The 26,388-nt window shown below is 72.9% G+C and carries 21 protein-coding genes and 1 tRNA gene; 12 read left to right on the top strand and 10 right to left on the bottom strand.

What is annotated here, in order from left to right; genetic code table 11:
* Positions 1-38: 38 nt before the first annotated feature.
* The 5 genes from pth to E4198_RS16235 form a co-directional block, all read right to left on the bottom strand.
* The gene (gene pth / locus E4198_RS16215; protein WP_136183793.1) at positions 39-653 is read right to left on the bottom strand and encodes an aminoacyl-tRNA hydrolase; all 615 of its coding nucleotides are present in this window, start codon (positions 651-653) and stop codon (positions 39-41) included.
* A gap of 105 nt (positions 654-758) precedes the next feature.
* On the bottom strand, positions 759-1,376 hold the full coding sequence (locus tag E4198_RS16220; protein ID WP_136183794.1) for a 50S ribosomal protein L25/general stress protein Ctc: 618 nt from the start codon (positions 1,374-1,376) through the stop codon (positions 759-761).
* A gap of 213 nt (positions 1,377-1,589) precedes the next feature.
* Positions 1,590-2,567, bottom strand: coding sequence for a ribose-phosphate diphosphokinase (locus tag E4198_RS16225; RefSeq protein ID WP_136183795.1), 978 nt, complete (start codon positions 2,565-2,567; stop codon positions 1,590-1,592).
* 98 nt (positions 2,568-2,665) lie between these two features.
* Complete coding sequence (gene glmU / locus E4198_RS16230) at positions 2,666-4,132, bottom strand: bifunctional UDP-N-acetylglucosamine diphosphorylase/glucosamine-1-phosphate N-acetyltransferase GlmU (protein WP_136183796.1); 1,467 nt, start codon at positions 4,130-4,132, stop codon at positions 2,666-2,668.
* Positions 4,133-4,223: 91 nt separating this feature from the next.
* Positions 4,224-4,296 (bottom strand) — tRNA-Gln (locus E4198_RS16235).
* 386 nt (positions 4,297-4,682) lie between these two features.
* Between E4198_RS16235 and E4198_RS16240 the strand changes: the two genes are divergently transcribed.
* Complete coding sequence (locus E4198_RS16240; RefSeq protein ID WP_136183797.1) at positions 4,683-6,167, top strand: histidine kinase; 1,485 nt, start codon at positions 4,683-4,685, stop codon at positions 6,165-6,167.
* Between the two features lie 27 nt (positions 6,168-6,194).
* On the opposite strand, the gene E4198_RS16245 is transcribed toward E4198_RS16240, so the two are convergent.
* From E4198_RS16245 to E4198_RS16255, 3 genes are all read right to left on the bottom strand, one after another.
* Positions 6,195-7,226 carry a cellulose-binding protein gene (locus E4198_RS16245; RefSeq protein WP_210732838.1) on the bottom strand — a complete coding sequence of 344 codons (1,032 nt, stop codon included), beginning with the start codon at positions 7,224-7,226 and terminating at the stop codon, positions 6,195-6,197.
* A 318-nt stretch (positions 7,227-7,544) separates the two neighbouring features.
* Positions 7,545-9,917, bottom strand: coding sequence for an SUKH-4 family immunity protein (locus E4198_RS16250; protein WP_136185423.1), 2,373 nt, complete (start codon positions 9,915-9,917; stop codon positions 7,545-7,547).
* A 5-nt stretch (positions 9,918-9,922) separates the two neighbouring features.
* Positions 9,923-10,897: an SMI1/KNR4 family protein gene (locus E4198_RS16255; protein WP_136183798.1), complete on the bottom strand. Its 975-nt coding sequence runs from the start codon at positions 10,895-10,897 to the stop codon at positions 9,923-9,925.
* Between the two features lie 247 nt (positions 10,898-11,144).
* Here E4198_RS16255 and E4198_RS16260 point away from each other — a divergent pair, with 247 nt between their 5' ends.
* From E4198_RS16260 to E4198_RS16275, 4 genes are all read left to right on the top strand, one after another.
* Positions 11,145-11,666 (top strand): YwqJ-related putative deaminase, encoded by a 522-nt coding sequence (locus E4198_RS16260; protein ID WP_247597933.1) that lies wholly within the window; start codon positions 11,145-11,147, stop codon positions 11,664-11,666.
* Positions 11,663-12,184 (top strand): SUKH-3 domain-containing protein, encoded by a 522-nt coding sequence (locus E4198_RS16265; RefSeq protein ID WP_136183800.1) that lies wholly within the window; start codon positions 11,663-11,665, stop codon positions 12,182-12,184. Before E4198_RS16260 ends, E4198_RS16265 begins: the two co-directional genes overlap by 4 nt.
* A 528-nt stretch (positions 12,185-12,712) precedes the next feature.
* A complete protein-coding gene (locus E4198_RS16270; RefSeq protein WP_136183801.1) occupies positions 12,713-13,549 on the top strand; it encodes an ABC transporter ATP-binding protein in 837 nt (278 codons plus the stop codon).
* Positions 13,546-16,125 (top strand): FtsX-like permease family protein, encoded by a 2,580-nt coding sequence (locus E4198_RS16275; protein WP_136183802.1) that lies wholly within the window; start codon positions 13,546-13,548, stop codon positions 16,123-16,125. The genes E4198_RS16270 and E4198_RS16275 overlap by 4 nt, the downstream gene beginning before the upstream one ends.
* Before the next feature lie 57 nt (positions 16,126-16,182).
* Here E4198_RS16275 and E4198_RS16280 read toward each other — a convergent pair whose 3' ends face one another.
* Both E4198_RS16280 and E4198_RS16285 read right to left on the bottom strand, forming a co-directional pair.
* Positions 16,183-16,557 carry a type II toxin-antitoxin system VapC family toxin gene (locus tag E4198_RS16280; RefSeq protein ID WP_136183803.1) on the bottom strand — a complete coding sequence of 125 codons (375 nt, stop codon included), beginning with the start codon at positions 16,555-16,557 and terminating at the stop codon, positions 16,183-16,185.
* Positions 16,557-16,799: a type II toxin-antitoxin system prevent-host-death family antitoxin gene (locus E4198_RS16285; protein ID WP_027764043.1), complete on the bottom strand. Its 243-nt coding sequence runs from the start codon at positions 16,797-16,799 to the stop codon at positions 16,557-16,559. The genes E4198_RS16280 and E4198_RS16285 overlap by 1 nt, the downstream gene beginning before the upstream one ends.
* Before the next feature lie 187 nt (positions 16,800-16,986).
* On the opposite strand from E4198_RS16285, the gene mfd reads away from it, so the two are divergent.
* From mfd to E4198_RS16320, 7 genes are all read left to right on the top strand, one after another.
* Positions 16,987-20,532 (top strand): transcription-repair coupling factor, encoded by a 3,546-nt coding sequence (mfd, locus tag E4198_RS16290; RefSeq protein ID WP_136183804.1) that lies wholly within the window; start codon positions 16,987-16,989, stop codon positions 20,530-20,532.
* Between the two features lie 188 nt (positions 20,533-20,720).
* Positions 20,721-21,065, top strand: coding sequence for an isocitrate lyase/phosphoenolpyruvate mutase family protein (locus E4198_RS16295; protein ID WP_136183805.1), 345 nt, complete (start codon positions 20,721-20,723; stop codon positions 21,063-21,065).
* Between the two features lie 190 nt (positions 21,066-21,255).
* The gene (locus E4198_RS16300; RefSeq protein ID WP_247597713.1) at positions 21,256-21,906 is read left to right on the top strand and encodes an HNH endonuclease family protein; all 651 of its coding nucleotides are present in this window, start codon (positions 21,256-21,258) and stop codon (positions 21,904-21,906) included.
* A gap of 151 nt (positions 21,907-22,057) precedes the next feature.
* Positions 22,058-22,711, top strand: a complete 654-nt coding sequence (locus E4198_RS16305) for a SurA N-terminal domain-containing protein (RefSeq protein ID WP_136183806.1) — start codon at positions 22,058-22,060, stop codon at positions 22,709-22,711.
* Between the two features lie 53 nt (positions 22,712-22,764).
* A complete protein-coding gene (locus tag E4198_RS16310; RefSeq protein WP_136183807.1) occupies positions 22,765-23,757 on the top strand; it encodes a nucleoside triphosphate pyrophosphohydrolase in 993 nt (330 codons plus the stop codon).
* A gap of 159 nt (positions 23,758-23,916) precedes the next feature.
* A complete protein-coding gene (locus tag E4198_RS16315; protein ID WP_136185425.1) occupies positions 23,917-25,152 on the top strand; it encodes a cytochrome P450 in 1,236 nt (411 codons plus the stop codon).
* A gap of 149 nt (positions 25,153-25,301) precedes the next feature.
* Entirely contained in the window at positions 25,302-26,276 is a 975-nt protein-coding gene (locus tag E4198_RS16320) for a transglycosylase family protein (protein WP_281727989.1), read from the top strand.
* Positions 26,277-26,388 lie beyond the last annotated feature (112 nt).

Genomic DNA, 26,388 nt, shown 5'->3' on the forward strand with positions numbered 1-26,388 from the left:
CCGACTGCCCGAAAGGTGCGCTTATCGAGGAATTGTGCTCACGAATTGTAGGTACTCTGCGCCCGTTCCAGACCATCCGCGATCAACGACTCGACCGAGTCGGCCGCCCGGTCCACGAAATAGTCCAGTTCCTTGCGCTCCGCGGCAGAGAAATCACGCAGAACGAAATCCGCCACCGCCATACGTCCCGGCGGACGCCCCACCCCGAAACGCACCCGGTGATAGTCCGGACCCAGCGACTTCGTGATCGACTTCAGCCCGTTGTGGCCGTTGTCCCCGCCCCCCAGCTTCAACCGCAGGGCGCCATAACCGATGTCCAACTCGTCGTGCACCACGACGATTTGCGCCACGGGCACCTTGAAGAAATCCCGCAGCGCCGTCACCGGCCCACCCGAGACGTTCATGAACGACATCGGCTTCGCCAGCACCACCCGCCGGCTCGACACCCCCGGCGTGCCGACCCGACCCTCGCACACCTCCGCACGCGACCGGTGCGCCTTGAACCGGCCGCCCATCCGCTCCGCGAGCAGATCCGCGACCAGGAAACCCACGTTGTGCCGGTTCCCCGCATACTGCGGACCCGGATTCCCCAGCCCCACGATCAGCCACGGCCCTTCCGGCACGGGACCGCCACCACCGGTGTTCGTCGTCATCGAAGGCCCTCCGCGGCCGTGTAAGAACTCCAGTACGGCGACCGCCGCCCCGTGTGCCCGAGGCACCCGGGACGGCGGCCACCCGACGTCCGGCGAAGCCGCGGACTACTCCGCGGCGGCCTCCGTGGTCTCCGCCTCCGCCGCGGGCTCCTCGCCCTCGGCCTCCTCGTCGGCGGGCTCCTCGATCTGCGGCGCCAGGACCTGGATGACGATGACGTCGTCCTCGACGGCCAGCGAGGTGTTGGCCGGCAGCTTGATGTCCTTGGCCTGCACCGAGTCGCCCGCGGCCAGACCCTCGACCGACACCGTCACCGACTCCGGGATGTGCGTCGCCTCGGCCTCGACCGGCAGCGAGTTCAGGCCGTGCTCCAGCACGTGCTGCCCCGGGGCCAGCTCACCCTCGATGTGGATCGGGACCTCGACGTGGACCTTCTCGCCCTTCTTCACGGTGAGCAGGTCGACGTGCACCAGGAAGCCGCGAATGGCCTCACGCTGCACGGCCTTCGGGATCACCAGCTCCTTCTTGCCCTCGACGTCCAGGTTGATCAGGACGTTCGGGGTCTTCAGGGCCATCATCATGTCGTAGCTGGGCATCTCGACGTGCACCGGCTCGGCCCCGTGACCGTAGATGACGGCGGGGACCTTCTCCTCGCGGCGCAGACGGCGCGCGGCACCCTTGCCGAACTCGCTGCGGATCTTCGCGGAAAGGTTGACGTCAGCCATGACTGCGCTCCTCGTATGGACATTCCGTTGGACAGGGAGTCACCCGGCCCACGACAGGCCTGCTACGAAGAGCGCGTCGATAACGGAGACCCCACCCGCGCGTCCTTGCGACGACACGCGAACGGCCTCCCTCGCCGAGCAACCCCAGGAGTCTACCCGGCGCGGAAGGCCGCACGAAAATCGATCACTCCCGGCCGGAGCCGGGACAGCAGGTCAGGCCTGCTCCTCGAAGAGAGAAGTCACCGAACCGTCCTCGAACACCTCACGCACCGCACGCGCGATCGTCGGCGCCATCGACAGCACCGTGATCTTGTCCAGATCCAGCTCACCCGGCGTCGGCAACGTGTTCGTGAACACGAACTCGCTCACCTTGGAATTCTTCAGCCGGTCCGCCGCCGGGCCCGACAGCACTCCGTGCGTCGCCGTCACCATCACGTCCTCCGCGCCGTTCGCGAACAACGCGTCCGCCGCCGCGCAGATGGTGCCACCGGTGTCGATCATGTCGTCCACCAGCACACAGACCCGGCCCTCGACGCTGCCGACCACCTCGTGCACCGTCACCCGGTTCGCCACATCCGGATCACGCCGCTTGTGCACGATCGCCAGCGGCGCACCCAGCCGGTCCGCCCAACGATCCGCCACCCGCACCCGGCCCGCGTCCGGCGAGACGACCGTCAGCTTCGACCGGTCCACCTTCTCGCCCACGTAATCCGCCAGAATCGGCAGCGCGAACAGATGATCCACCGGACCGTCGAAGAAACCCTGGATCTGATCCGTGTGCAGATCCACCGTGAGAATCCGGTCCGCACCCGCCGACCGCAGAAGATCCGCGATCATTCGCGCCGAAATCGGCTCCCGCCCACGGTGCTTCTTGTCCTGACGCGCATAGCCGTAGAACGGCACGATCACCGTGATGCTCCGCGCCGAAGCCCGCTTCAACGCATCGATCATGATCAACTGTTCCATGATCCATTTGTTGATCGGAGCAGTGTGGCTCTGCATCAGAAAACAGTCCGCCCCCCGAGCGGACTCCTGGAAGCGGACGTAGATCTCACCGTTGGCGAAGTCGAAAGCCTTCGTCGGGACCACGCTGATACCCAGCTGCTGAGCGACCTCCTCCGCAAGCTCGGGGTGAGCGCGGCCGGAGAAGAGCATCAACTTCTTCTCGCCGGTCGTCTTGATCCCGGTCACAGCACAGTCTCCTTGCGTTCCGCTGGGCGTGAGTGCCCCTTAACCGTAAACCCCGCCGACCTGCCCCGCGTACCCCACACCGCACACCGGGGCGCAGCTCACACCCCCTCCGAACCCTCCGAAGATCCATCCTCCACACGCTGCGCCGCCTGCGCCGCCGCGCTGCCCGGCCGCTTCCGCGCCACCCAGCCCGCGATATTCCGCTGCTGCCCCCGTGCAACAGCCAACGACCCCGCCGGCACGTCCTTCGTGATCACCGAACCCGCGGCCGTATACGCGCCGTCCCCGACCGTCACCGGAGCCACGAACATGTTGTCCGCACCCGTCCGGCAATGCGAGCCGATCGACGTCCGGTGCTTGTGCACACCGTCATAGTTCACGAACACGCTCGCCGCACCGATGTTGGTGTGCTCACCGATCGACGCGTCGCCCACGTACGACAGGTGCGGCACCTTCGTCCCCTCGCCCAGCTCCGCGTTCTTCATCTCCACGAAACTGCCCGCCTTCACACCCCCGCCCAACCGCGTACCCGGCCGCAGATACGTGTACGGACCCACCGACGCACCCGCGCCGATCTCCGCCCCCAGCGCCACCGTGTGCACCACCGAAGCGCCCTCGCCTACCGAGGTGTCCGTCAGCCGTGAACCCGGACCCACCTCCGCCCGCGCCGCCACATGCGTCGCCCCCAGCAACTGCGTCCCCGGCTCCACCACCGCGTCCGGACCGAACGACACCGTCACGTCCAGCCACGTCGACGCCGGATCGACGACCGTCACCCCCGCGAGCATCGCCCGCTCCAGCAGCCGGTCGTTCAGCATCCGCCGCGCCTGCGCCAGCTGCACCCGGTTGTTGATCCCCACGATCTCCCGGTGATCGACCGCGACCGACGCACCCACCCGGTGCCCGGCCTCCCGCGCGATCCCCAGCACGTCCGTCAGGTACTCCTCGCCCTGACTGTTGTCCGTCCGGAGCTTCCCCAGCGCGTCGATCAGCAGCTTCGCGTCGAACGCGAACACCCCCGAGTTGATCTCCCGCACCGCGCGCTGCGCGTCCGAGGCGTCCTTGTGCTCCACGATCGCGGACACCGCGCCGTTCGCCTCGTCCCGGATGATCCGGCCGTAACCGGTCGCGTCCGGCACCTCCGCCGACAACACGGTCACGGCGTTCCCCTCCGCCGCGTGCGCGTCGGCGAGCGCCTGCAGTGTCCCGGCCGTCAGCAGCGGAGTGTCGCCGCACGTCACGAGTACGGTCCCGTCCAGCGCGACACCGGCGGCCGACAGCTCCTCCAGCGCCTTCCGCACGGCGTGGCCGGTCCCGTTCTGCTCCTGCTGCACGGCGGTACGGACGCCGCCGTCCACCTCCGCCAGGTGCGCGGTGACCTGCTCCCGCGCATGGCCGACGACGACGACCAGATGCTCGGGAGCGAGGCTGCGGGAGGCGTGGACGACATGGCCGACGAGAGAACGGCCGCAGATCTCGTGGAGGACCTTCGGGGTCGCCGACTTCATGCGGGTGCCCTCACCCGCTGCGAGAACGACGACGGCTGCCGGGCGGTTGGCGCTCACGGTGTGCCCTTCGGCTTCGGGTGAAGATGACCCCCGCAGGATACCGGTGCCGGTGTAGGCGACCTGGCTGCGCCGTGAGCTGCGCTGCTTGCTCCGCCGCCAGGATTCGAACCCGGACCGAAGGCCACCAAAAAGCCCCGTGCTGCCAATTACACTACGGCGGATCGCTGTCAACGGGCAGTGTAGCGGCTGTCGACCGGGCGCCGTCCACGCTTCCCTGCCACCACCCCTCGATGCGGCGGTACAGGCCGGCACTCCTTGAGCGCGTCGCGGATCTGGCGGCGGCTGAGGCCCCGGCGCCGGAGGGCGACCGCCCTGCGCGCAGCTCCTCGTAGGTGGCGGCGCCGCGCAGGATGCCGCCCGTGTCGTCGCCGTCGCGTCGGCGCCGCTGCGGGATGAGCGGTCCCTCCTGAGATGCCCCGTGTGTACCGGTCATGTGCTCACTCTCGTCGCACATGCGGTCGCACGGCGCGAAAGGGCGTCGCATTCACCAGTTCGAGTGGTGCACGGGGTCGGGAGAGCGGGCCGGGACGGTCTTAGGGTGGGCGGTATGACCGAGTCGGGGGAAGTTGCTCGAGCCCAGGACCAGGGCGGACGGTCGGGTGCGCCGGAGGGCGGTGGCGGTCCGTGGTGGTGGGAGCGCCGCCGGGGCATGGTGCTGGACGTGGTGCTGGGGGCGCTGTCGGCCGCGGAGTGTGCGGTGGAGGGGGTGAAGTTCTCCGGCACGGCCGATGTGCCGGTGGCGTTCGGGGTGCTGCTGGGGGTGGTGGCGGGTTCGGTGCTGGTGCTGCGGCGCCGGTGGCCGATCGTCGTGGTGTTGGTGGCGATCGCGGTGACGCCTGCCGAGATGGGTTTTCTGCTGAGCACGGTGGGCCTGTACACGCTGGCGGCGTCGGATGTGCCACGACGGATCACGGTGTGGCTGGCCGGGATGATGGTGGTCGGCGGTGTGATCATCACGTTCGTCCGGGTGCATCAGAGTGTGAGTCAGGAGTCGGGGTTCGACCCGCCGGGGTGGTTCGTGCCGACGGTGTCGCTGGCGGCGTCGGTCGGGGTGACGGTGCCGCCGTTGCTGCTGGGGATGTACGCGGGGGCACGGCGCCGGCTGGTGGAGAGCCTGCGGGAGCGGGCGGACGGTCTGGAGCGGGAGCTGTCGCTGCTGGCGGACCGGGCCGAGGAGCGTGCGGAGTGGGCGCGGAACGAGGAGCGCACGCGGATCGCGCGGGAGATGCACGACGTGGTGGCGCATCGGGTGAGCCTGATGGTGGTGCATGCGGCGGCGTTGCAGGCGGTGGCGTTGAAGGATCCGGAGAAGGCGTCGAAGAACGCGGCTCTGGTGGGGGACATGGGGCGGCAGGCGCTGACGGAGCTGCGGACGATGCTGGGTGTGCTGCGCACGGCGGACGGTGGGGGGCGGGCGGCGCCGGCGGGGCAGCGGGAGCGTGCGGAGGGGGCGCGGCCTTCGCGGCTGGCGGATCTCGCGGCTGCGGCGTCCGGGGCGGCGCCTGAGGGGGCGTCCGGGGCAGGGCCGGAGGTGCCGTCGGTGCCGTCTTCCGGGGAGGGCGCGCGGGTGCCGTCGGGTGTGGGGCCGGGAGCGGCGTACGGGCCTCCGGAGGAGGACGGGGCGGCAGGACCGTCGTTGGGCGAGCTGGAGGTGCTGGTGGGGCAGTCGCGGCAGGCGGGGATGGCGGTGGAGCTGTCGGTGTCCGGGGAGTCTCCGGCGGCGGGCTACGCGGCGCGGGTGGAGCGTACGGCCTACCGGGTGGTGCAGGAGGCGCTGACGAACGTCCACAAGCACGCGGCTGGTGCGCGGACGCGGGTGCGGCTGGCGCATCGCGAGGGGGAGGTCGCGTTGCAGGTGGAGAACGAGCCGCCGTCGGCGGGGGTGGCGGACGCGGGTCTGCCGAGCGGGGGGAACGGTCTGGTGGGTATGCGGGAGCGGGTGTCGGCACTGGGCGGGGTGTTCGTGTCCGGGCCGACGGATGCGGGGGGTTTCCGGGTGTCGGCGGTGATTCCGGAGGGCGGCGCGGCCTGAGCGGCGCCGCCTCGCGGCGTGGCCGGGTCAGCCGTCGGAGCGTTTCGTCTGCTCCGGCAGGTGGGGTTCCGTTTCGGTGGCGGTGTCGTTGCGGCCGGGTTCCGTTTCGGCGCCGCCGGCAGGGGGTTCGGCGCGGTCCGCGGGGGCATTGCCGCCGCCGCCGTCGGTGTCGTGTGCGTCGTCGACGGTGTTGCCGCGGCCGGTGAGGGTGGCGAGGCTGCTGCGGACGTGGGCCATGTGGGAGCGGAGTTCCTCGGCCTGTTCGTCGTGGTCGCGCAGGATGCGGTCGGTGTCGCGTTCGATGCGGTCCTGCTGTGCGCGGGCCTGGGCGAGCAGGTCGGCGGCCTGGGCCTCGGCGTCCTCCTGTCGGTGGCGGGCTGCCTCTTCGGCCTCGGCGTAGGCGCGTTCTGCTTCGCCGAGGACGGTGCGACCGTGGTCGTCGAGGCCGGCGAGGCGTGCCGCGGTGGCGGCCTGGTGTTCGCCGAGTTCGCGGTCGAGGGCATCGCTGCCGGCGGTGTGTTCCTTGCGCTGGTCGGCGAGGAGGGACTGGCAGCGCCGGGTCATCTCCTCGTGGGCGTCGGCGGCTTCGCCGCGGATCTCGGAGGCGGCTTCGCGGGCGGCGGTGCGGAGTTCGTCGGCCGTGGTCTGGGCGGCGTCGCGGGTGCGGCGGGCGGCGGCTTCGGCGGCGTCGCGGGTGCGGGAGGCCCGCTCGCGTGCGGCGTCCCGGGTGGCGGTGGCGTCGCGTTCGGCCTGTTCGGTGCGGTGCCGGGCTTCCGTTTGCGCGGTGTTGTGGACTTCGGCGGCTTCCGCTTCCACTTCGGCGAGGAGTTCCTGGGCCCGGGCGCCGAGGCTTTCGTAGGTCTGCGGGGGGAGGGTGGCGACGAGGTGGTGGAGGCGTTCGGCTTCTTCGGTGAGTTCCTTGGCGAGCAGGGTGAGCCGGGCGGCGCGCTCGCCGGCCTCGTCGCGTTCCCGGGTGAGGTCGGCTACGCGGCCGTCGACCTGGTCGGGCCGGTAGCCGCGACGTACGACGACGAAGCCGTGCGGCGACGACGCACTCATGGATGCCCCTTGTCTCGAGCTGCTGCGTGTCCTCGCGCGGCGGGTGCCGCGAGGGGGTGGCGACGCGGTCGGGTGTGCCCGCCTCGCCCGTACCCGCGTTCCAGCATGCGTCATGCCTCCCGTCGGGCCGTAATCGGCACATCCTGTCGCAAGTGAGCGGATTCAGGCGGGTGTCTGGGCGACCCTGAGAGCCGTGGTGGGCGGTGTGACCGGTGCTTTCGCCGTGGGGTGGGGCTTCGGCGGGTGGTGGCGGTGCGTCAGCGCGTCGTTCTGCCGGGCCACCCTGTCGGGTGACCCGGCAGTGCCGGCGGGCACGCCTCAGAAGAGGCCGTCCCACATCTGTTCAAGCAGCACCGACCACCAGTTCTCCGGAGTGGAGAGGGCGGCGGGGTCGAGCATGGCGAGCTGCATCTGGAAATCGACGGTCCAGCGGCCGGCCTGTTCCGGCGTGAGGCCGTAGCGCAGGCGCCACATGCGGCCGAGCAGGGCGAGGCAGCGGATGAACTCGGGCAGCCCGGTGTTGACGAACTGCGGGGTGGCGGAGCTGCCGTCGGCCTCCGCGTCCAGCGGGACGGCGACGATGTGCGCGGTGCCGTACTGGACGCAGAGCTGGCGGCCGAAGTCGTTGCCCATGACGAGGTACGAGCCGGCGTCGGGCGCGGGCCGGGCGCCGCGTTCCTGGGCGAGTTCGGCGAGGGTGGGCACGGGGCGGCCGGGCTGGGCCTGGCCCCAGAAGAAGGGGCCCACGTCGACGGGTACGCCGGCCCAGACCAGTACCTGGCCGACGATGTCGGGGATGCCGTGCCGGGAGACGGCCCGCTGGTCGAAGCGGAAGACGCCCTGCGGGCCGAACGCCTGGGCCAGTTCGTGGCCGATGGCGTCCGGCGGGATGGGCGGCGCGAGCTGGATCTGGTGCGGCGGGGGCAGCGGTACGCGGTGGGGTGCGGGGCGCGGCGGCGCGTCGGCGACCTGGTGCAGTTCGCCCTGGTGCTCGACGAGGTGCCGCATGCCCTGCTGGCGGGAGGCGTGGTCGGTGCCGTAGGCGGCGGTGTGGCTGACGCGCACCTGGGGCCAGGTCTCGCGGATCATGCGGGCGCAGTAGCCGCCGGGCAGGTCGCAGGACTCGAGCTCGGTGTGCAGTTCCAGGACCTGCTGCGGCGGCACGTTCATCGCGCGGAGTTCGTGCAGGATCTGCCACTCGGGGTGCGGGGTGCCGGGTGCGGAGCGCCGGATGAGCTGCTGTTCGGAGCCGTCGGGTGCGCGGTAGCGCAGGACGGCCATGTAGCCGGGGCCGACGGTGGGGGCGCCGCCGGGCTGCTGGGGCCGGCCGTAGGCGGGGGGTGCCGCGCCGGCGTGCGGCGGGGGCGTGCCGTGGGGCATCGGGGCCGCGGCGTGTGGGGGCGGGCCCGGGTGCGGGGCGGGGACGCCCGGTGGGGGTGTGCCGGGAGTGTGCGGCGGCTGCGGTGCGGCGGGGGATGGGGGCGTCGGGGCGGCGCCGGGACCGCCGGGGAGGGGGCCGGCCAGCATGGTCGCGGCGTGGTGGAGACTGCCGGGGCCGTCGGCGGGCCCGTCCGGGGCTGAGCCGCCTTCCGGGGCGTCGCTGCCCTGCGAAGCGATGTCGTCGGCGGAGACCATCTGGGTCGGCACGTAGCCGCCGGTGCTGCCGCCGCCGGTGCTTCCGGCGCCGCTCGGGGTGCCGGGTGCCGGTGGTGGGCCGGGCGGGGGCGGCACGGACGGGCCGCGGGAGGACTTGGGCGGGGAGGACGGGCGGCGGTCGGTGTCGAAGTCGGTGAGGCCGGCGCCGGGTGCGGGGGCCGGTGGGGGTGCTACCGGCGGAGGCGGCGGGGTGCCGGCGCCCTGGGACCTGCCGTGGGTGCCGGACGGGCCGGGGGAGGTGCCGCCCGTGCGGTGCTCGCCGGTGGCGGTGGGCTCGTCGACGGCGCCGGCCCGGTCGTCCTCGACGGCGGGCGCGGTGGTGGTCCTGGCCGGGGCGCCGCGCTCGGTGAGGAAGGCGGTCGGCGTCTCTTCGCCGTGTGCGGCGGGCGGCGCGGTGTCCTCGTCGTCGCTGCCGCTCAGCGGCGGTGCGAACACGGTGGCGGGCGGCTCCTGGCCGAATCCCTCGCCGGAGCTGCTGGTGTCGGCGGCTTCCCAGGGGCTGGCGCTTCCGCCGCTGCTGCCGGCCGCCGGCCACGCGCCGGAAGCGCCGCCGGGTGTGGCGGGCCCGGCGCCGGTCCGGTCGGACCCGGCGCCCGTACCGCTGCTCGTACCGGCGGGCGCGGCCGCGCCCGGGGCCGACTCGTCGTCGGGCCGGCGCCGGGCGGGGATGCCCATCCGGTCCGCGGTCTCCTGGAGCCACTCCGGTGGCGTGAGTAGGAAGGACGTGGCCTCCAGGTCGACCCGCTGCGGCGGGACCGGGGCGGGCGCGGGGCCGGCGTCGCCGTACTCCTCGGTGTACCGGCGGACGACCTCGTCCACGGGCAGCCCCGGCCACAGCGTGGCCTCGCCGCCGTCGCGGGCGATTACCAGGCGGGCGCGGGCGCCCTCGGACGTGGGGCCGTCCTCCCGGTCCTCTGCCCAGACGACAAACCCGAGGTCGAACTCGCGGAGCTGCACGGCGCGGCGCTGGTAGCCGGGTACGTCCGCGTTGATCCAGCGCTCGGCGCGGTCCTGTGCCTCTGCGAAGGTCACCACTGCGTTCACCCCTCCACCGGTACGGCGCGCGCGAAGCCGCCGTCGACCATCAGTTTCGCCACGGTCTCCAGCTCCGGAGGGTTGCCCGCGAGCCGGAGCAGGAAGTCGTCGAAGTCGTCGCCGCAGGGCCGCAGGAGGGTCTCGGTGCGCTGCCGCACGTCGAGGCCGTCGCGGTCGCGGGCGTCGTCGTGGGGGCAGAACCAGACACTGCCGATCGCCTCGCCCCGCACCTTGACCGCGACGATGCCGCCCTGCGCGAACACGACGCCCAGGTAGTCCTTGGTGAGGTGGTCGCGCAGGCACTTGTTGACGTAGACGAGGTCGTTGACGGCGGCCTCGTCGCGCAGGGTGAAGAACGGCTGGTCGAGGAGGAGCCCGAGGTCGGGATCGAGGGCGACGCCGCGCGGTGCGCTGCCGCCGGCGGCCTTGAGGAAGCTGCGGTAGGCGGCGGGGAGCCGGTAGCCGAGATGTTCCTCCGCCTCCACCACCTGCCGTTCGGTGACGGCGACCGGCTGGGGGACGGCGACGTGGACGGGCCGGGTCTCCTGGAGGGGCCGGGTGCCGAGCTTGTCGTGGTCGACGGCAGCGGTGGCCAGTCCGGCGTGGTGCCGCAGCAGCGCCTTGACCTCGGCCGGGACGAGTTCCATCCGGCGGGAGTGGGCGACGTGGTGCCAGACCCAGCCGTGCGGGGTGGCGACCGGCGGCAGCCCGGCCCACAGTTCGTGGCCCGCGGCGTGCAGGGCGGCGTTGGCCGAGACGACGTCGGTCAGGCGCAGTTCGTCGCCGCCGAAGCCCTCCGGGGGTTCGGCGATCTCGGCGGCGGCACGCGCGTAGCGGGAGAAGTCCGGGTGGCCCGCTCCGTCCATCCGTACCCCGTCCGGGTGGCGTGCGGCGCGCACCGGATCGGGAAACCGCACGACCTGCCCGGCGTAGGCCGCGTTCGGAGGCGCGGTCGTCGTCCCTCGCCGACCTGTCGTCATGGCTGGAAGCTCCCCTGCTGCGTCTGGCTGACCCGCACAGCCTATGCGTTCGGTACGGGCCCGGTCATCGCCGCTCGGCGGCGGAACCCGCGGTCCGGAGGGGGCGTCTCCCGGCATACTGAGCGCGGATCTCCACGCCAGGGGGTCGCGGAAGGACAGCACGACCATGAACATCGCTCCACGGCAGGCCGGGTCGCCGCCGGCCCCGCCCTCCGGGCCGCGGGCGGACGACCCGCGGCTCGGCCTGATGCGGGACGGCGCGGCGGCTGGGTCCGGCGGGCCCGCCGCCGCGTTCGCCGCGGCGCCGTTTCTCCACCACCGCCGCGACGGCATCCTTCCCGCCGTCGCGGGGGCTCTCTCGGTCCGCGGCGGCACCCTGACCGGCACCGGCAGCCGGTCCGACACCCCGCCCGGACTCCACCCGCTTGTCGCGGACTTCCTCGCCGGCCTGCCGACGGCCGACCGCGGGCGGAGCCCCGGGCGCTGCTCCGAAGCCGTGCTGCTGTCGCGCTTCCTGAACTCGGCGGACGCGGCGCGCAGTGGCCGGAAGGCGGAGTGGCCCATGAGTGAGGGTGAGGCCCGCAAGGCACTGAAGCAGGCGCGGCTGACGGCCCGGCACGTGCGGGAGGACGGCGATCCGCGGCACGGTGCCTACGCGCCGCCGTGCCGGTCGTGCGCCCGTCTGCTGGACCACTTCGGGGTCGCGGCCGTCGACCCCGGCGCCTACGCCGAGGCGGGTGCGGGCGAGCGGGAGGCGGAGGGGTCGTGAGCGTTCCGCACGCGCGCAGCTCCGCCACCCGGTTCCCCGTCGCCGTCGATGCGGTGCTGCGAGAGGCGGGCTGGCGTCCGGGCCGGTGGGAGATGCGGGAGGCGGAGGTGTGGGCGGACACCCTCCGGGCGCACGTGGCGCCCGGTGGGCACGAGCACGCCGTGTTCCCGGCGGCGGTCGAGGCGTGGGCCGAGTTCGGGGGGTTGCACTTGGTGCCGCGCGGCCCGGGCCGCGACCTGGCGCCCACCGGGCTGCACCTCGACCCGCTGCACGGTCTGTACGCGGCGCGCACGCTCGCCGACCTGGGGCGGGCGCTGGACTCGGCGGTGGCGCCACTGGGCGCGGAGGTTCCGGTCGGCGGCGACCCGGACGACGCGACCGGTCTCCTCGCCGTCGACGCCGAGGGCCGGGTCTACTGCCTGGACCACACCGGCGACTGGTTCCTGGGCCAGGACGCCGACGCGGCCTTCGCCACCCTCCTCGCCGGCCTGCTGCCCGCCCGGCTCGCGCGGACCTGAAGTGCGGACCTGACCTGTCGGTGCCCGTCGGTAGGTTGCGTGGCATGGGCGTCTCTCGCCCCCGCAGAGTTCTCCGGCACGACGCTTTACGCCGGCCGGTGTCGCCGATGGACGGGATGGGCGCGGCTCCGGGCGGCGCGGTCGAGGTGTTCGACCACGACGCCCATGCCGACCTGCTGGCCGGCGGCCTCGGCCGGGTGCACCGGGTCGGGCCGGGGCGTGCCCGTCGTCGTGTAGCGGGCGGCCCGCGTCGCCGCAGGGGTGTCGGGGACCGTCGCCGCGACCCCCTAGGGGTGGCACCCACCGGGGGATCGGTGGCTCCTCGTCCCTGGGCAGGACGAGGAGCCGGGTGGGCGTTCCTACCGTGTTGCTACGGGCCGCCGGGCGTGCGGGGTGGGGCAAACCCCCGCACGGGAACGGCGACGGGCACCATCGTGGCGCCGCCGCCGCTCCAGGAGGCTGAACACTGGCCGGGAGAACCGTCCCGGCACGAGGCGACCGAACGGTTTCGGTGGAGGAGAAGGACACGTGACGACGGCGGTAGCGGAGACCTGGACCGGGGGCGACGGGGGCCGTGCGGCCGTTGCGGCCGCGGCGCGGCAGGTGGTGAAGGCGTACGGCTCGGGGGAGACCCGGGTGGTGGCGCTGGACCGTGTTGACGTGGACATCGAACGCGGCGCGTTCACCGCGATCATGGGACCCTCGGGGTCCGGCAAGTCGACCCTGATGCACTGCCTGGCGGGTCTGGACACGGTGACCTCGGGCAGCATCCGGGTCGGTGACCAGGAGATCACCGGGCTGAAGGACAAGAAGCTGACGCGGCTGCGCCGCGACCGGATCGGCTTCATCTTCCAGGCGTACAACCTGCTGCCCACGCTGAACGCGGCGGAGAACATCACGCTGCCCATGGACATCGCGGGCCGGAAGGTGGACCGGGCCTGGCTGGGTCGCGTGGTGGACACCGTGGGACTGCGCGGGCGGCTGAAGCACCGCCCGAACCAGCTGTCCGGTGGCCAGCAGCAGCGCGTCGCGGTGGCGCGAGCGCTGGCGGCGCGTCCGGAGATCGTGTTCGGTGACGAGCCGACCGGCAACCTGGACTCGCGCTCCGGCGCGGAGGTGCTGGAGTTCCTGCGGCGTTCGGTGGACGAACTCGGCCAGACGATGGTGATGGTGACGCACGACCCGGTCGCCGCCGCGTACGCGGACCGGGTGCTGTACCTGGCGGACGGGCGCATCGTGGACGAGATGCACCGCCCCACCGCGGAGAAGGTGCTGGACCGGATGCGGATGTTCGCGCCCGCGGGCGAGCCGCTCCGGGTGCGCGGGGAGCGGGCGGCCGGCGCGGTGGCGGGGAGTGCGTCGTGACCGTGTGGAAGACCTCGCTGAGAAACCTGCTCGCGCACAAGGGCCGGATGGCGCTGAGCGCGGTCGCCGTGGTGCTGTCGGTGGCGTTCGTCAGCGGCACGCTGGTGTTCACCGACACCATGAACGCCACTTTCGACAAGCTGTTCGCCGCCACCTCGGGGGACGTGACGGTGTCGCCGAAGGAGACCGGTGAGGACGAGGAGGTGTCCGCCACCGGACGCCCCGCGTCCCTGCCGGCCGGAGCGCTGGCGAAGGCGGAGCGGGCGGAGGGCGCGCGGTCCGCCGAGGGCGTCGTCGTCAGCATGAGCGTGACGGTGGTGAACGCCGAGAACGAGAACATGGGCTCCACCACGGGCGCGCCGACGATCGCCTCCAACTGGACGGGCGCCGACCGGCGTTCGATGGAGGTCACCGCCGGCCACCCGCCGCGCGGACCGACCGAGGTGATGGTCGACGCCGACACGGCGGACAAGCACGGCCTGAAGGTCGGCGACGAGTTGAGCACCCTCGCCGTGACCGGCGACCACACGGCCCGCATCTCCGGCATCGCGGCCTTCGAGGTCACCAACCCCGGTGCGGCGGTCGTCTACTTCGACACCGCCACCGCGCAGCGGGTACTGCTCGGCGACCGAGGTGCGTACACCGGCGTCGTCGTCACGGCCGAGGAGGGCGTGACGCACGAGCAGTTGAAGGAGAACGTCGTCGCGGCGGTCGGCTCCGACGCGTACACCTACCGCACGCAGGCGGAGACCGCGGACGACAGCCGGCAGGACGTCGCGGAGTTCATGGACGTGATGAAGTACGCGATGCTCGGCTTCGCCGGGATCGCGCTGCTGGTCGGGGTGTTCCTGATCGTCAACACCTTCTCCATGCTGGTCGCCCAGCGGACCCGGGAGATCGGGCTGATGCGCGCCATCGGGTCCAGCCGTCGGCAGGTCAACCGGTCGGTGCTGACCGAGGCGCTGCTGCTGGGCGTGGTGGGGTCGGTCGTCGGCATCGGTGCCGGGGTGGGCCTGGCCGTCGGCCTGATGGAGCTGATGGGCGCGATGGGCATGAACCTCAGCACCTCGGAGCTGACGGTCAAGGCGACCACCCCCGTGATCGGTGTGGCGCTGGGCGTCGTGGTGACGGTGCTCGCCGCGTGGCTGCCGGCCCGCCGCGCGGGCCGGGTGTCGCCGATGGCGGCGCTGCGCGACGCGGGTACTCCGGCCGACGGCCGGGCGGGCGCCGTACGGGCTGTGCTGGGCGTGCTGCTCACGGCGGTCGGCGCGGCGGCACTGTACGTGGCGTCGCGTGCCGAGGAGGCGTCGGCGGGTGCCGGGATGCTGGCGCTGGGCGTGGTCCTGACGCTGGTCGGCTTCATCGTGGTCGGCCCGCTGCTGGCCGGTGTGGTGGTGCGGGCGCTGAGCCTGGTGGTGCTGCGGCTGTTCGGCCCGGTCGGACGGCTCGCGGAGCGCAACGCGCTGCGCAACCCGCGCCGCACCGGAGCCACCGGGGCGGCGCTGATGATCGGTCTGGCGCTGGTCGCGTCGCTGTCGGTGGTGGGCTCCTCCATGGTGGCCTCGGCGACGGAGGAGCTGGACAAGTCGGTGGGCGCCGACTTCATCGTCGGCTCCGACACCGGTCAGCCGATCACCCCGCAGGCCGCGGAGAAGGTGCGGAGCGCCGAGGGGCTGGCCGACGTCACCGAGTACAGGGTGCTGGACATCGCGATCACCACCCCGGACGGGACGACGCTGAAGGGCGAGACGCTCAACGCGGCCACCCCCTCGTACGCCGAGGTGCTGCGGGTGGAGACGACGCAGGGCGAACTGGCGGACGCGTACGCGAAGGACAGCATGTCGGTGTTCGCGGGTTTCGCGAAGAAGCACGGCCTGCGGACCGGCGACACGCTGCGGGTCGACTTCGCGCAGGGGCGTACGGCCGAGCTGACGGTGCGGGCGGTCACCTCCGACGAGGCCGTGATCGACAAGGGCGCGATGTACGCGAGCATCGCCACCGCGGAGCGGTACGTGGCGCAGAAGGACATGCCGCTGAACGCGCTGATGTTCGGCAGCGCCGTGGACGGGGAGGAGGACGCCGCGTATGCCGCGCTGCAGAAGGCGCTGGAGCCGTACCCGCAGTACACGGTGCGCGACCAGGCCGACTACAAGCAGACCCTCCAGGATCAGGTCGGGCAGCTGCTCAACATGGTGTACGGGCTGCTGGCGCTGGCGATCGTCGTTGCGGTGCTGGGCGTGGTGAACACGCTGGCGCTGTCGGTGGTGGAGCGCACCCGGGAGATCGGCCTGATGCGGGCGATCGGCCTGTCGCGGCGGCAGCTGCGGCGCATGATCCGTCTGGAGTCGGTGGTCATCGCCCTGTTCGGCGCGCTGCTCGGGCTGGGCCTGGGCATGGGCTGGGGCGCGACCGCGCAGCAGCTGCTCGCCCTGGAGGGGATGAAGGTGCTGGAGATCCCGTGGGCGACGATCGGCTGGGTCTTCGCCGGGTCCGCCCTGGTCGGCCTGGTCGCCGCGCTGATCCCCGCGTTCCGCGCGGGTCGCATGAACGTGCTGGCGGCCATCGCCACGGAGTGACGGGAACGGCGAGGGGGTCCGGGGGCCGGGAGTCCGGCTCCGGGCGCCCTCGCCGTCTCACACCGGCATGACCGGTACGTCGTACTGCGGGATCCACTTGTCCCGTGTCACCACCGTCATGCCCTCGGTCTGGGCCTGGGCCACCAGGACGCGGTCGAACGGATCGCGGTGGTGGGCGGGCAGGCGTCCGGCACGGACGCCGTGCCCCGCGCCGATCGGCAGCGGGCTGAACTGGCTGTCCCGGACGCGTTCCGGCAGGTCGGCAGGACCGTCGAGCTTGCCGAGCGACTGCTTGATCGCGATCTCCCACGGTGTCACGGCGCTGACATAGATGGCCGGTTCCGTGTCGATCAGATGCTTCGTCTCGTCGCTCAGCTCCGGCGAGTCGTCCAGCCACCAGAGCACCACGTGCGTGTCGAGGAGCAGTCGCATCAGCGCATCCCGAAGGCTTCCGCGAGGTCGTCGGGGAGCTCGTCGAAGTCGTCGTGGAGGTGGATCTGCCCGCGCAGCGACCCCCTGCCGGTGCGGCGCACCGTCGGCCGCAGAGGGACCACCTTGGCGACCGGGGTGCCGGCCTTGCTGATCACGACGTCCTCGCCGGTGGCGACCTGCTCCAGTATCCGGGAGAAGTGGGTCTTGGCCTCGTGCACGTTGTACTGGTGGGCTGCGTCCATGAGTGCCTCGCAGGGCCGGGACGAAAGGTGGACTAACTGCTGGACCAAGCATAGCCGGTCCGGTCGGCGGACGGCTGTCGGCGGGTGGTCGTACGCTGGAGACCCCGGCCTGCGGACGCATGTCGGGCTCTTCGTGTTGCCCACCCGACCGGACGCCCCCGGTCCGCCACCCCGGACGGATGCCCCCATGAGCCTGCACGGTCTGCTCGACGCGGTCCTGCGCGACCCCGCCCTCGACGAGGCGGTCGGGGCCGCGGCCGACGGCCACCGCCACCACGTCGACCTGGTCGGCCCCGCCTCCGCCCGGCCGCTGGCGATCGCCGCGCTCGCGCGCGAGGCCGGCCGCCCCGTGCTGGCCGTGACGGCCACCGGCCGCGAGGCCGAGGACCTGGCGGCGGCGCTGCGCAGCCTGCTGCCGCCGGACGGCGTCGTGGAGTACCCGTCCTGGGAGACGCTGCCGCACGAGCGGCTGTCGCCGCGCAGCGACACCGTCGGCCGTCGCCTCGCGGTGCTGCGCCGCCTCGCCCACCCGGACCCCTCGGACGCCACCACCGGTCCGGTCTCCGTCGTGGTCGCGCCCGTACGGTCCGTGCTCCAGCCGCAGGTCAAGGGCCTGGGTGACCTGGAGCCTGTCGCGCTGCGCCAGGGTCGGGAGGCGGACCTGGGGGAGATCACCGAGGGCCTGGCGGCCGCCGCGTACGCGCGGGTGGAGCTGGTGGAGAAGCGCGGCGAGTTCGCGGTGCGCGGCGGCATCCTGGACGTGTTCCCGCCCACCGAGGAGCACCCGCTGCGGGTCGAGTTCTGGGGCGACGAGGTCGAGGAGATCCGGTACTTCAAGGTCGCCGACCAGCGGTCCCTGGAGATCGCCGAGCACGGCCTGTGGGCGCCGCCGTGCCGGGAGCTGCTGCTGACTGACGACGTGCGGCGGCGTGCGGCCGAGCTGGCGCAGCAGCACCCGGAGCTGGAGGAACTGCTCGGGAAGATCGCCGAGGGCATCGCGGTGGAGGGCATGGAGTCCCTGGCGCCGGTGCTGGTGGACGACATGGAGCTGCTGCTGGACGTGCTGCCGTCCGGGGCGATGGGCGTGGTGTGCGACCCGGAGCGGGTCCGTACCCGGGCCGCGGACCTGGTGGCGACCAGCCGGGAGTTCCTGGAGGCGTCGTGGGCCGCCTCCGCCGGGGGAGGCGAGGCGCCGGTCGACCTCGGGGCGGCCTCGCTGTGGGGTATCGCGGACGTGCGGGAGCGGGCCCGCGAGCTGGGCATGCTGTGGTGGTCGGTGAGCCCCTTCGCGCCGGACACCTCCGTGGCCGGCGACGAGGACGACGTGCTCCAGCTCGGCATGCGCGCCCCGGAGACCTACCGCGGGGACACCGCCCGCGCGCTCGCCGACACCAAGGGCTGGCTCGCCGACGGCTGGCGCTGCGTGTACGTCACCGAGGGCCACGGTCCCGCGGCCCGCACGGTCGAGGTGCTGGGCAGCGAGGGCATCGCGGCCCGGCTGGAGGGCGACCTGGGCGGCATCGAGCCGTCCGTCGTGCACGTGGCCTGCGGCTCGATCGACAACGGCCTGGTCGACCCGGCGCTGAAGCTGGCGGTGCTGACCGAGACGGACCTGTCCGGGCAGAAGGCGGCCGGGCGGGAGGGCGCCCGCATGCCCGCGCGGCGCCGCAAGACCATCGACCCGCTGACGCTGCAGGCCGGCGACTTCATCGTGCACGAACAGCACGGCGTGGGCCGCTACATCGAGATGGTCCAGCGCACCGTGCAGGGCGCCACCCGCGAGTACCTGCTGGTGGAGTACGCGCCGGCGAAGCGCGGGCAGCCCGGCGACCGCCTGTTCGTGCCCACCGACCAGCTGGAGCAGGTCACCAAGTACGTCGGTGGGGAGCAGCCGTCGCTTCACCGGCTGGGCGGCGCGGACTGGACGAAGACCAAGGCGCGTGCGAAGAAGGCGGTCAAGGAGATCGCCGCGGACCTCATCAAGCTGTACTCGGCGCGGATGGCCGCCCCTGGGCACGCGTTCGCCCCCGACTCGCCGTGGCAGCGCGAGCTGGAGGACGCGTTCCCGTACGTGGAGACCGCGGACCAGCTCAGCACGATCGCCGAGGTCAAGGAGGACATGGAGAAGTCGGTCCCGATGGACCGGCTGATCTGCGGCGACGTCGGCTACGGCAAGACGGAGATCGCCGTGCGGGCCGCGTTCAAGGCGGTGCAGGACGGCAAGCAGGTCGCGGTGCTCGTGCCGACGACGCTGCTGGTGCAGCAGCACTTCGGCACGTTCACCGAGCGGTACGGGCAGTTCCCGGTGAAGGTGCGGGCGCTGTCCCGCTTCCAGACCGACACCGAGGCGGGCGCCGTGCTGGACGGCCTGCGGGACGGCACGGTCGACGTGGTCATCGGCACGCACCGGCTGTTCTCCTCGGAGGTGAAGTTCAAGGAGCTGGGCCTGGTCGTCGTCGACGAGGAGCAGCGGTTCGGCGTCGAGCACAAGGAGCAGCTGAAGAAGCTGCGGGCCAACGTGGACGTGCTGACCATGTCGGCGACACCGATCCCGCGCACCCTGGAGATGGCGGTGACCGGCATCCGCGAGATGTCGACCATCACGACACCGCCGGAGGAGCGGCACCCTGTGCTGACGTTCGTCGGCCCGTACGAGGAGCGGCAGATCGGCGCGGCCGTGCGGCGTGAACTGCTGCGCGAGGGCCAGGTGTTCTACATCCACAACCGGGTGGAGTCGATTGACCGGGCGGCGGCGCGGCTGCGGCAGATCGTGCCGGAGGCCCGCATCGCCACCGCACACGGGCAGATGTCGGAGTCGGCACTGGAGCAGGTCGTCGTCGACTTCTGGGAGAAGAAGTTCGACGTGTTGGTGTCCACGACGATCGTGGAGAACGGCATCGACATCTCCAACGCCAACACGCTCGTCGTGGAGCGCGGCGACAACTTCGGCCTGTCGCAGCTGCACCAGCTGCGCGGCCGGGTCGGGCGCGGCCGGGAGCGCGGCTACGCGTACTTCCTGTACCCGCCGGAGAAGCCGCTGACGGAGACCGCGCACGAGCGGCTGGCGACCATCGCGCAGCACACCGAGATGGGCGCGGGCATGTACGTCGCCATGAAGGACCTGGAGATCCGCGGCGCGGGCAACCTGCTGGGCGGCGAGCAGTCCGGGCACATCGCCGGCGTCGGCTTCGACCTGTACGTGCGGATGGTGGGCGAGGCCGTCGCCGACTACCGGTCCGCGCTGGAGTCCGGAGGCGAGGTCGAGGAGGCCCCGCTGGAGGTCAAGATCGAGCTGCCGGTCGACGCGCACGTCCCGCACGACTACGCGCCGGGCGAGCGGCTGCGGCTTCAGGCGTACCGGGCGATCGCGTCGGCGAACTCCGAGGCAGACATCACGGCCGTCCGGGAGGAACTCGCCGACCGGTACGGCCCGTTGCCCGAGCCGGTGGAGAACCTGCTGCTGGTGGCGGGGCTGCGGATGCTGGCCCGCTCGTGCGGCGTCACCGACATCACGCTCCAGGGCTCCAACATCCGTTTCTCCCCGGTGGAGCTGCGGGAGTCGCAGGAGCTGCGGCTGAAGCGGCTGTACCCGCGGTCGGTGATCAAGCAGACGACGCGGCAGGTGCTGGTGCCGCGGCCCAAGTCGGGCGGCGGGATCGGCGGCAAGCCCGTCGTCGGCCGCGACCTGCTCGCCTGGGTCGGCGAGTTCCTGACCTCCGTCCCGGGCACCTGACGGCCCGCTCCGCCGCCCCGCCCCCACCGCGACGCCGAGCCCGTCCGCTCCGGGTGTGACGGGCGGCCCGGGTGGCGTCCGGGATGCAGAGACGGGCCGGACGTAGGTCACGGGAAACCGCTGGCCCGGGCCCCCGGCGCACGGCATGCGCGTCGGCGCGGCACCCGCAGCCCGAACCCGCGGGTGGGGTGCCGCAGCCGCCGCCCGAGCCCGTGCGCTCACCCAGCCCCGCCCCTGGAGGCCGAGAATGGCGCCGCGATCCGTTCCACGGTGTCCAGCATGACGTCGGCGGGGATCTGCTCACCGTCGGGGCAGCCGAGGACGCCGTCGTCGCGCTCGCCGAACGCTTCGGTCCCGGTCGCCTGAGCCTCCTCGGCACCCCCGGCGCTCCGTCTCCCGAGCGGCTCGCGGAACTCGGCGTGGCCCGCGTCTCGTACGGCCCGTTCCCCCACCGCCGGGTGCTCGGCGCGCTGGCCGAGGAGGCCGCCGCGCTGCTCGGCGGCGACGACGGCGCGGGAGCCACCGGCGGCTGACGTCGCGTCGGATCCGGCGGGCGCCCTCCCGCCGGCGGGTCCGGGCTGTCAGGATGAGGCCGCCCGCACAGGAGGCAGTGGCAGTGGCAGTGGCAGTGGCAGCGGCGGGGAGCAGGGGAGCCGAGGAGGCAGCGTGGCAGTGATGGGGCGGGCGTCGCGAGCACGGCGGTGGACGAGAACGTTGTCGGCGGTGTCGCTGGCCGTGTCGCTCGCGGCGGTGTGCACGGCGTGCGGCACGGTCCGGGAGGGCGTGGAGGATCTTGAGGACGCCGCGCCGAAGCCGCCGGCGTCCACCGCGGCCCCCGGCGACGGCGAGGCCCGGCGCCTCCTCGCGGAGCTGGACGTGCGGCAGCCCGGCACCATGGACGGCTACTCCCGCGACCGGTTCGCCCACTGGTCGGACCAGGAGGGCGCGTGCGACACCCGCGAGGTCGTGCTGAAGCGGGACGGGAAGGACGTACGCACCGACGCCGACTGCTCCGCCGTCTCCGGCACCTGGCACAGCCCGTACGACGCCGGGGTGTGGACGGACGCCTCCGACGTGGACGTCGACCACATGGTGCCGCTGGCCGAGGCGTGGCGCAGCGGCGCCCGCGCCTGGGACGACGAGCGGCGCGAAGCCTTCGCCAACGACCTGGAACGCCCGCAGTTGTGGGCGGTGACCGACAACGTCAACCAGTCCAAGGGCGACGAGCCTCCGGACGAGTGGAAGCCCGAGCGCCGTTCCTACTGGTGCACCTACGCGGGCCACTGGGTGGCGGTGAAACACCACTACGCGCTGTCGGTCACCGAGGCCGAGAAGACCGCGCTGACCTCGATGCTCCGCAGCTGCGGAGAGTGACACCGCGAATACGCATCCGTTCCGGCGGCGGGGCCGATACGCGGCGGGTGTGTCGAAGCGGTGGTCACAGCCGCGCGGACTCCCTACCATCGATCATCGCCAGGTTGTGAAACAGCGCACAACCGCTTTCGCCGCCGCCCGGGAGGCTTCCATGCACCGCCGTAGGTCCGCCGTCACCGTCTCCACCGCCGCCGCACTGCTGCTGGCGGCGCCGCTGCTGACGGGCTGCGGCGAGACGCATCCCGGGTCCGCGGCCGTCGTGGACGGCGAGCGCATCTCCCTCGCCCAGCTCCAGTCCCGGGTCGGCGAGGCCCGCGCGGCGCAGCGGAAGATGCCGCAGGGCGAGCAGATGATCCGCCGCACCGGGCAGCTCACCCGCTCGACCCTGGACGGCATGATCCGCCACCGCGTCGTCGAGCAGGCCCTCAAGGACGCCGGGGTCGGCGTCTCCCGCAGCGAGCTGCAGCGGCAGCGCGAGGTGTACGAGCAGCAGACCGGCGGCGCGAAGGGCTTCCGGCAGGCTCTGCTGGAGCAGCAGGGCATCGCCCCGTCCGCCGCCGACGACTGGGTCTGGCTGAACGTCGCCGTGCAGAAGGTCGCCAAGGCCTGGGACATCGACCCCGCCTCCCCACAGGGCAACCAGGAGCTCAACAAGCGCTTCTCCGAGCTGTCCGGCGAGATGGACATCGTCGTGAACCCCCGGTACGGCACCTGGGACGCCAAGAGCAGCGCGCTGACCACCGAGAAGATGCCGTGGCTCAACGACGTCACCGGGGAGAAGGCGCTGGAGCAGCAGCGCGCCTGAGGCCGCCGCCGGCCGGGCCCCGGCGTGCGGGGGAGCTGGGTTAGGTTGCAGATGTGTCCCCTTCACCCGCTCCCCAGCCCGCACCCGCGTCCGGCCGCATCATTCTGCTGACCACCAGCCACCGCGTCGCGCCCGGCCTGCTGTCCTGGCCCGCCTGGCAGGCGCTGCGCGGCGCGGACCGCGTGGTGTGCGCCGACTCCGGCCACCCACAGCTTCCGTACGTGCGGGAGGCGGGCGTCGCGGTCGAGGTCGGGGAGCCCACAGCGCGCGAGCTGGTCGACGCGTGCCGCGACGGCGGCCGTACGGTCGTGGTGCTCGCCACGGCCGAGGGCGAGCCGCGGCTGACCGACGGCCTGGCCCGGCTGGCCGGCTCCGGCCGGGAGGAGATGCCCGCGCTGGAACTGCTCCCCGGCGCCTACGACCTGCCGGGCGCGCGGCTGCTGGACCTGGTGCAGGTGATGGACCGCATCCGCCGCGACTGCCCGTGGAGCAGCGTGCGCACCCACGAGGACCTGGCCAAGTACGGCATCGAGGAGGCGTACGAACTCGTCGAGGCGATCGAGGCCGGGGACCGGGACGAACTGCGCGAGGAGCTGGGCGACGTGCTGCTCCAAGTCGTCTTCCACGCGCGCATCGCGCAGGACGACCCGGACGAGCCCTTCTCGGTCGACGACGTCGCCGCCGGCATCGTGACGAAGCTGATCCACCGGCACCCGCACGTCTTCGGCGACGAGAGCGCGCAGACGCCCGAGGACGTCAAGGCGCACTGGATGCGGACCAAGGCCGTGGAGAAGCGGCGGGAGTCCGTCACCGACGGCGTCCCGCTGGGGCAGCCCGCGCTGGCTCTGGCCGCGAAGCTGTCGAGCCGCGCCCGGTCGGCCGGTCTCCCGGCGCCGCCCGCCGACGCCCCTGGCGTCGGGTACGAACTCCTCGCGCTGGCCGCCCGCGCGGAGGCCGAGGGCACCGACCCGGAGACCGCGCTCCGCGCCGCCGCCCGCACCTACCGCGACACCCTCCGCACCGCGGAGGCCGGGAGCGGGGCGTGACCGGCCATGGGGGCGACGACCTGGATCTGGCTCCCCTGGGATTCGCCCTGTCCCTGGCGACGAAGGACTTCCCGCAGGCCTGACCGGCCGCCCGCCGTCGTAGGCTGCGGCGGATACGGTCGGGGCGTGCACGACGACAGACCTGCTCCGCCGCCCGACATGCCGCCGTTGTTCGACTGGCGGTTCGCCGCCGACCCGTACCCCGCGTACGCGTGGCTGCGCACGCACGCGCCCGTGCACCGGGCGACGCTGCCGTCCGGGGTCGAGGCGTGGCTGGTCACGCGCTACGCGGACGCCCGGCAAGCACTCGCGGACCCGAGGCTGAGCAAGAACCCGGAGACGCACGCCGAGCGCGCCGCGCACGGCAAGGGCAAGGTCGGCATTCCCGGCGAACGCAGCGCCAACCTGATGACGCATCTGCTGAACATCGACCCGCCGGACCACACGCGGCTGCGGCGGCTGGTGGCCAAGGCGTTCACGCCGCGCCGGGTCGCCGCGTTCGAGCCGCGGGTGCGCGAGCTCGCGGACGGGCTGATCGACGCCATGCTGGCGAAGGAACGCCACGCCGACCGTGGCGAGGCCGACCTGATCCACGCCTTCGCGTTCCCGCTGCCCATCTACGCGATCTGCGACCTGCTCGGAGTGCCGTCCGAGGACCAGGACGACTTCCGTGACTGGGCGGCGATGATGCTGCGGCACGGCAACGCCCCCCGGGGCGGTGTGGGGCGGGCGGTGAAGAAGATGCGCGGCTACCTGGCCGAACTCATTCACCGCAAGCGCGAGGACCTGGGGGACGACTTGATCTCCGGCCTCATCCGGGCCTCCGACCACGGCGAGCACCTCACCGAGAACGAGGCCGCCGCGATGGCGTTCATCCTGCTCTTCGCCGGCTTCGAGACGACCGTCAACCTCATCGGGAACGGCACCTACGCGCTGCTGCGCCATCCCGCCCAACGGGCCCGGCTGGACGAGGCGCTGGAGCGTGGGGACGAGGCGTGGCTGGCCGGCGCGGTGGAGGAGCTGCTGCGCTGGGACGGGCCGGTGGAGATGGCGACCTGGCGGTTCGCGACGCGGCCGCTGGAAATCGGGGGGCGGCAGATCGCCGCCGGTGAGCCGGTGTTGGTGGTGTTGGCGGCCGCCGACCGCGACCCGGATCGGTTCGGTGATCCGGACGTCCTCGACCTGGCACGCTCCGACAACCAGCACCTGGGGTACGGGCACGGCATCCATTACTGTCTCGGCGCGCCACTCGCCCGGCTCGAAGGGCAGATCGCGCTGTCCGCACTTTTCGGACGTCTGCCGGATCTGCAACTGGCGTCCAATCCGGACGACTTGCGCTGGCGTGGCGGCCTCATCATGCGCGGATTGCGCACTTTGCCCGTGACCTTCACGTGATCCTGGTGACATTGGCTTGTGATGGACCTGGCCGTGCGGCTACGTTCGTCGATCGATTCGCACGGAACGACGAGAGGGTTCGCATGCGCTCCGGGAACGGCCGTCACCGGCGACCCCGTCAGGCTCCGGCGCTGTTCGTCACTGCGGGCGTGACCGGCGCCGGCCTCGCCCTGCCGCTGTTCGCGGCGGGGGGCGCCCAGGCGGCCGACGGCGCCACGTGGGACCGCGTCGCCGAGTGCGAGAGCGGCGGCCTGTGGAGTGCCAACTCCGGCAACGGGTACTACGGCGGGCTCCAGCTGACCATGGAGATGTGGGAGGAGTACGGCGGCAAGGTGCTCGCCGCGCGCCCCGACCTCGCCAGCCGCGGCCAGCAGATCGAGGTCGCCGAGAAGATCCTCGCCGACCAGGGCCCTCGCGCGTGGCCCAGCTGTTCGGGTGGCGCCGGGCTGCTGCCGGAGGGATCGGGATTCCCGGACGTCGAGGTGCCGGAGGTGCCCGAGCTGCCGGACGCCGAACTCCCCGACGTTCCCGACCCGGAGGTCCCGGACGCGCCCGAACTCCCGGACGCCCCGGGTGGCTCCGACGACTCCGACGATTCCGACGGCGGGCAGGACTCCGAGGGCTCGGGTGGCACCGACGGTTCGGGCGGATCGTCCGAGGGCGGAGGCGACCCCGACGACTCCACGGGTGGCTCCACGAGCGGTGGTTCGACGGGTGACGACGCGAACGGCGAGGACCCCTCGGGCGACCCCCCGTCCGGCGAGACCGAACCCGCGCCCGGGGAGTCCTCCGACGGCGCCAGCGGCACCGGCTCCGGCCTGGACCCCTCCGAGTCCGAGGGGCGCGGGGACGGGGAGGGCGGCGGCCGTCACCGCGGTGACCCGGGCGACGAGCGTGCTGACGAAGACCGCTCCTCGCGCGGCAAGCACGGCAAGCCCGGCAGTGCCGAGGACGGTTACCTGGTGCGTCCGGGTGACTCGTTGTCGGCCATCGCCGCCGAGCACGACCTGACGGGCGGCTGGACGGCGCTCTACGACGGCAACCGGAAGACGGTCGGCGACGACCCCGACCTGATCCTTCCCGGCCAGCGCCTCGACCTGCTGACCGGCGGCGAGCTGCGCTGACCCGCGGCGAACCCGCACCGGCCGTCCGGGCGAGCGGTGCTCCGCCGCTGCGCGGACGCGCCGCTAGCCGACCGGTTCCCTCCGCTCGGTGACCGCTTCCTGAGCACTCCGT

Source organism: Streptomyces sp. RKND-216 (genome assembly GCF_004795255.1).
Taxonomy (GTDB): domain Bacteria; phylum Actinomycetota; class Actinomycetes; order Streptomycetales; family Streptomycetaceae; genus Streptomyces; species Streptomyces hazeniae.

Excerpts from the sequence above, each read along its gene's own strand:
- pth (WP_136183793.1), bottom strand. The coding sequence starts at position 653 with ATGACGACGAACACCGGTGGTGGCGGTCCCGTGCCGGAAGGGCCGTGG.
- E4198_RS16220 (WP_136183794.1), bottom strand. The coding sequence starts at position 1,376 with ATGGCTGACGTCAACCTTTCCGCGAAGATCCGCAGCGAGTTCGGCAAG.
- E4198_RS16240 (WP_136183797.1), top strand. The coding sequence starts at position 4,683 with ATGACCGAGTCGGGGGAAGTTGCTCGAGCCCAGGACCAGGGCGGACGG.
- E4198_RS16245 (WP_210732838.1), bottom strand. The coding sequence starts at position 7,226 with ATGAGTGCGTCGTCGCCGCACGGCTTCGTCGTCGTACGTCGCGGCTAC.
- E4198_RS16255 (WP_136183798.1), bottom strand. The coding sequence starts at position 10,897 with ATGACGACAGGTCGGCGAGGGACGACGACCGCGCCTCCGAACGCGGCC.
- E4198_RS16260 (WP_247597933.1), top strand. The coding sequence starts at position 11,145 with ATGCGGGACGGCGCGGCGGCTGGGTCCGGCGGGCCCGCCGCCGCGTTC.
- E4198_RS16280 (WP_136183803.1), bottom strand. The coding sequence starts at position 16,557 with ATGCGACTGCTCCTCGACACGCACGTGGTGCTCTGGTGGCTGGACGAC.
- E4198_RS16285 (WP_027764043.1), bottom strand. The coding sequence starts at position 16,799 with ATGGACGCAGCCCACCAGTACAACGTGCACGAGGCCAAGACCCACTTC.
- mfd (WP_136183804.1), top strand. The coding sequence starts at position 16,987 with ATGAGCCTGCACGGTCTGCTCGACGCGGTCCTGCGCGACCCCGCCCTC.
- E4198_RS16305 (WP_136183806.1), top strand. The coding sequence starts at position 22,058 with ATGCACCGCCGTAGGTCCGCCGTCACCGTCTCCACCGCCGCCGCACTG.
- E4198_RS16315 (WP_136185425.1), top strand. The coding sequence starts at position 23,917 with ATGCCGCCGTTGTTCGACTGGCGGTTCGCCGCCGACCCGTACCCCGCG.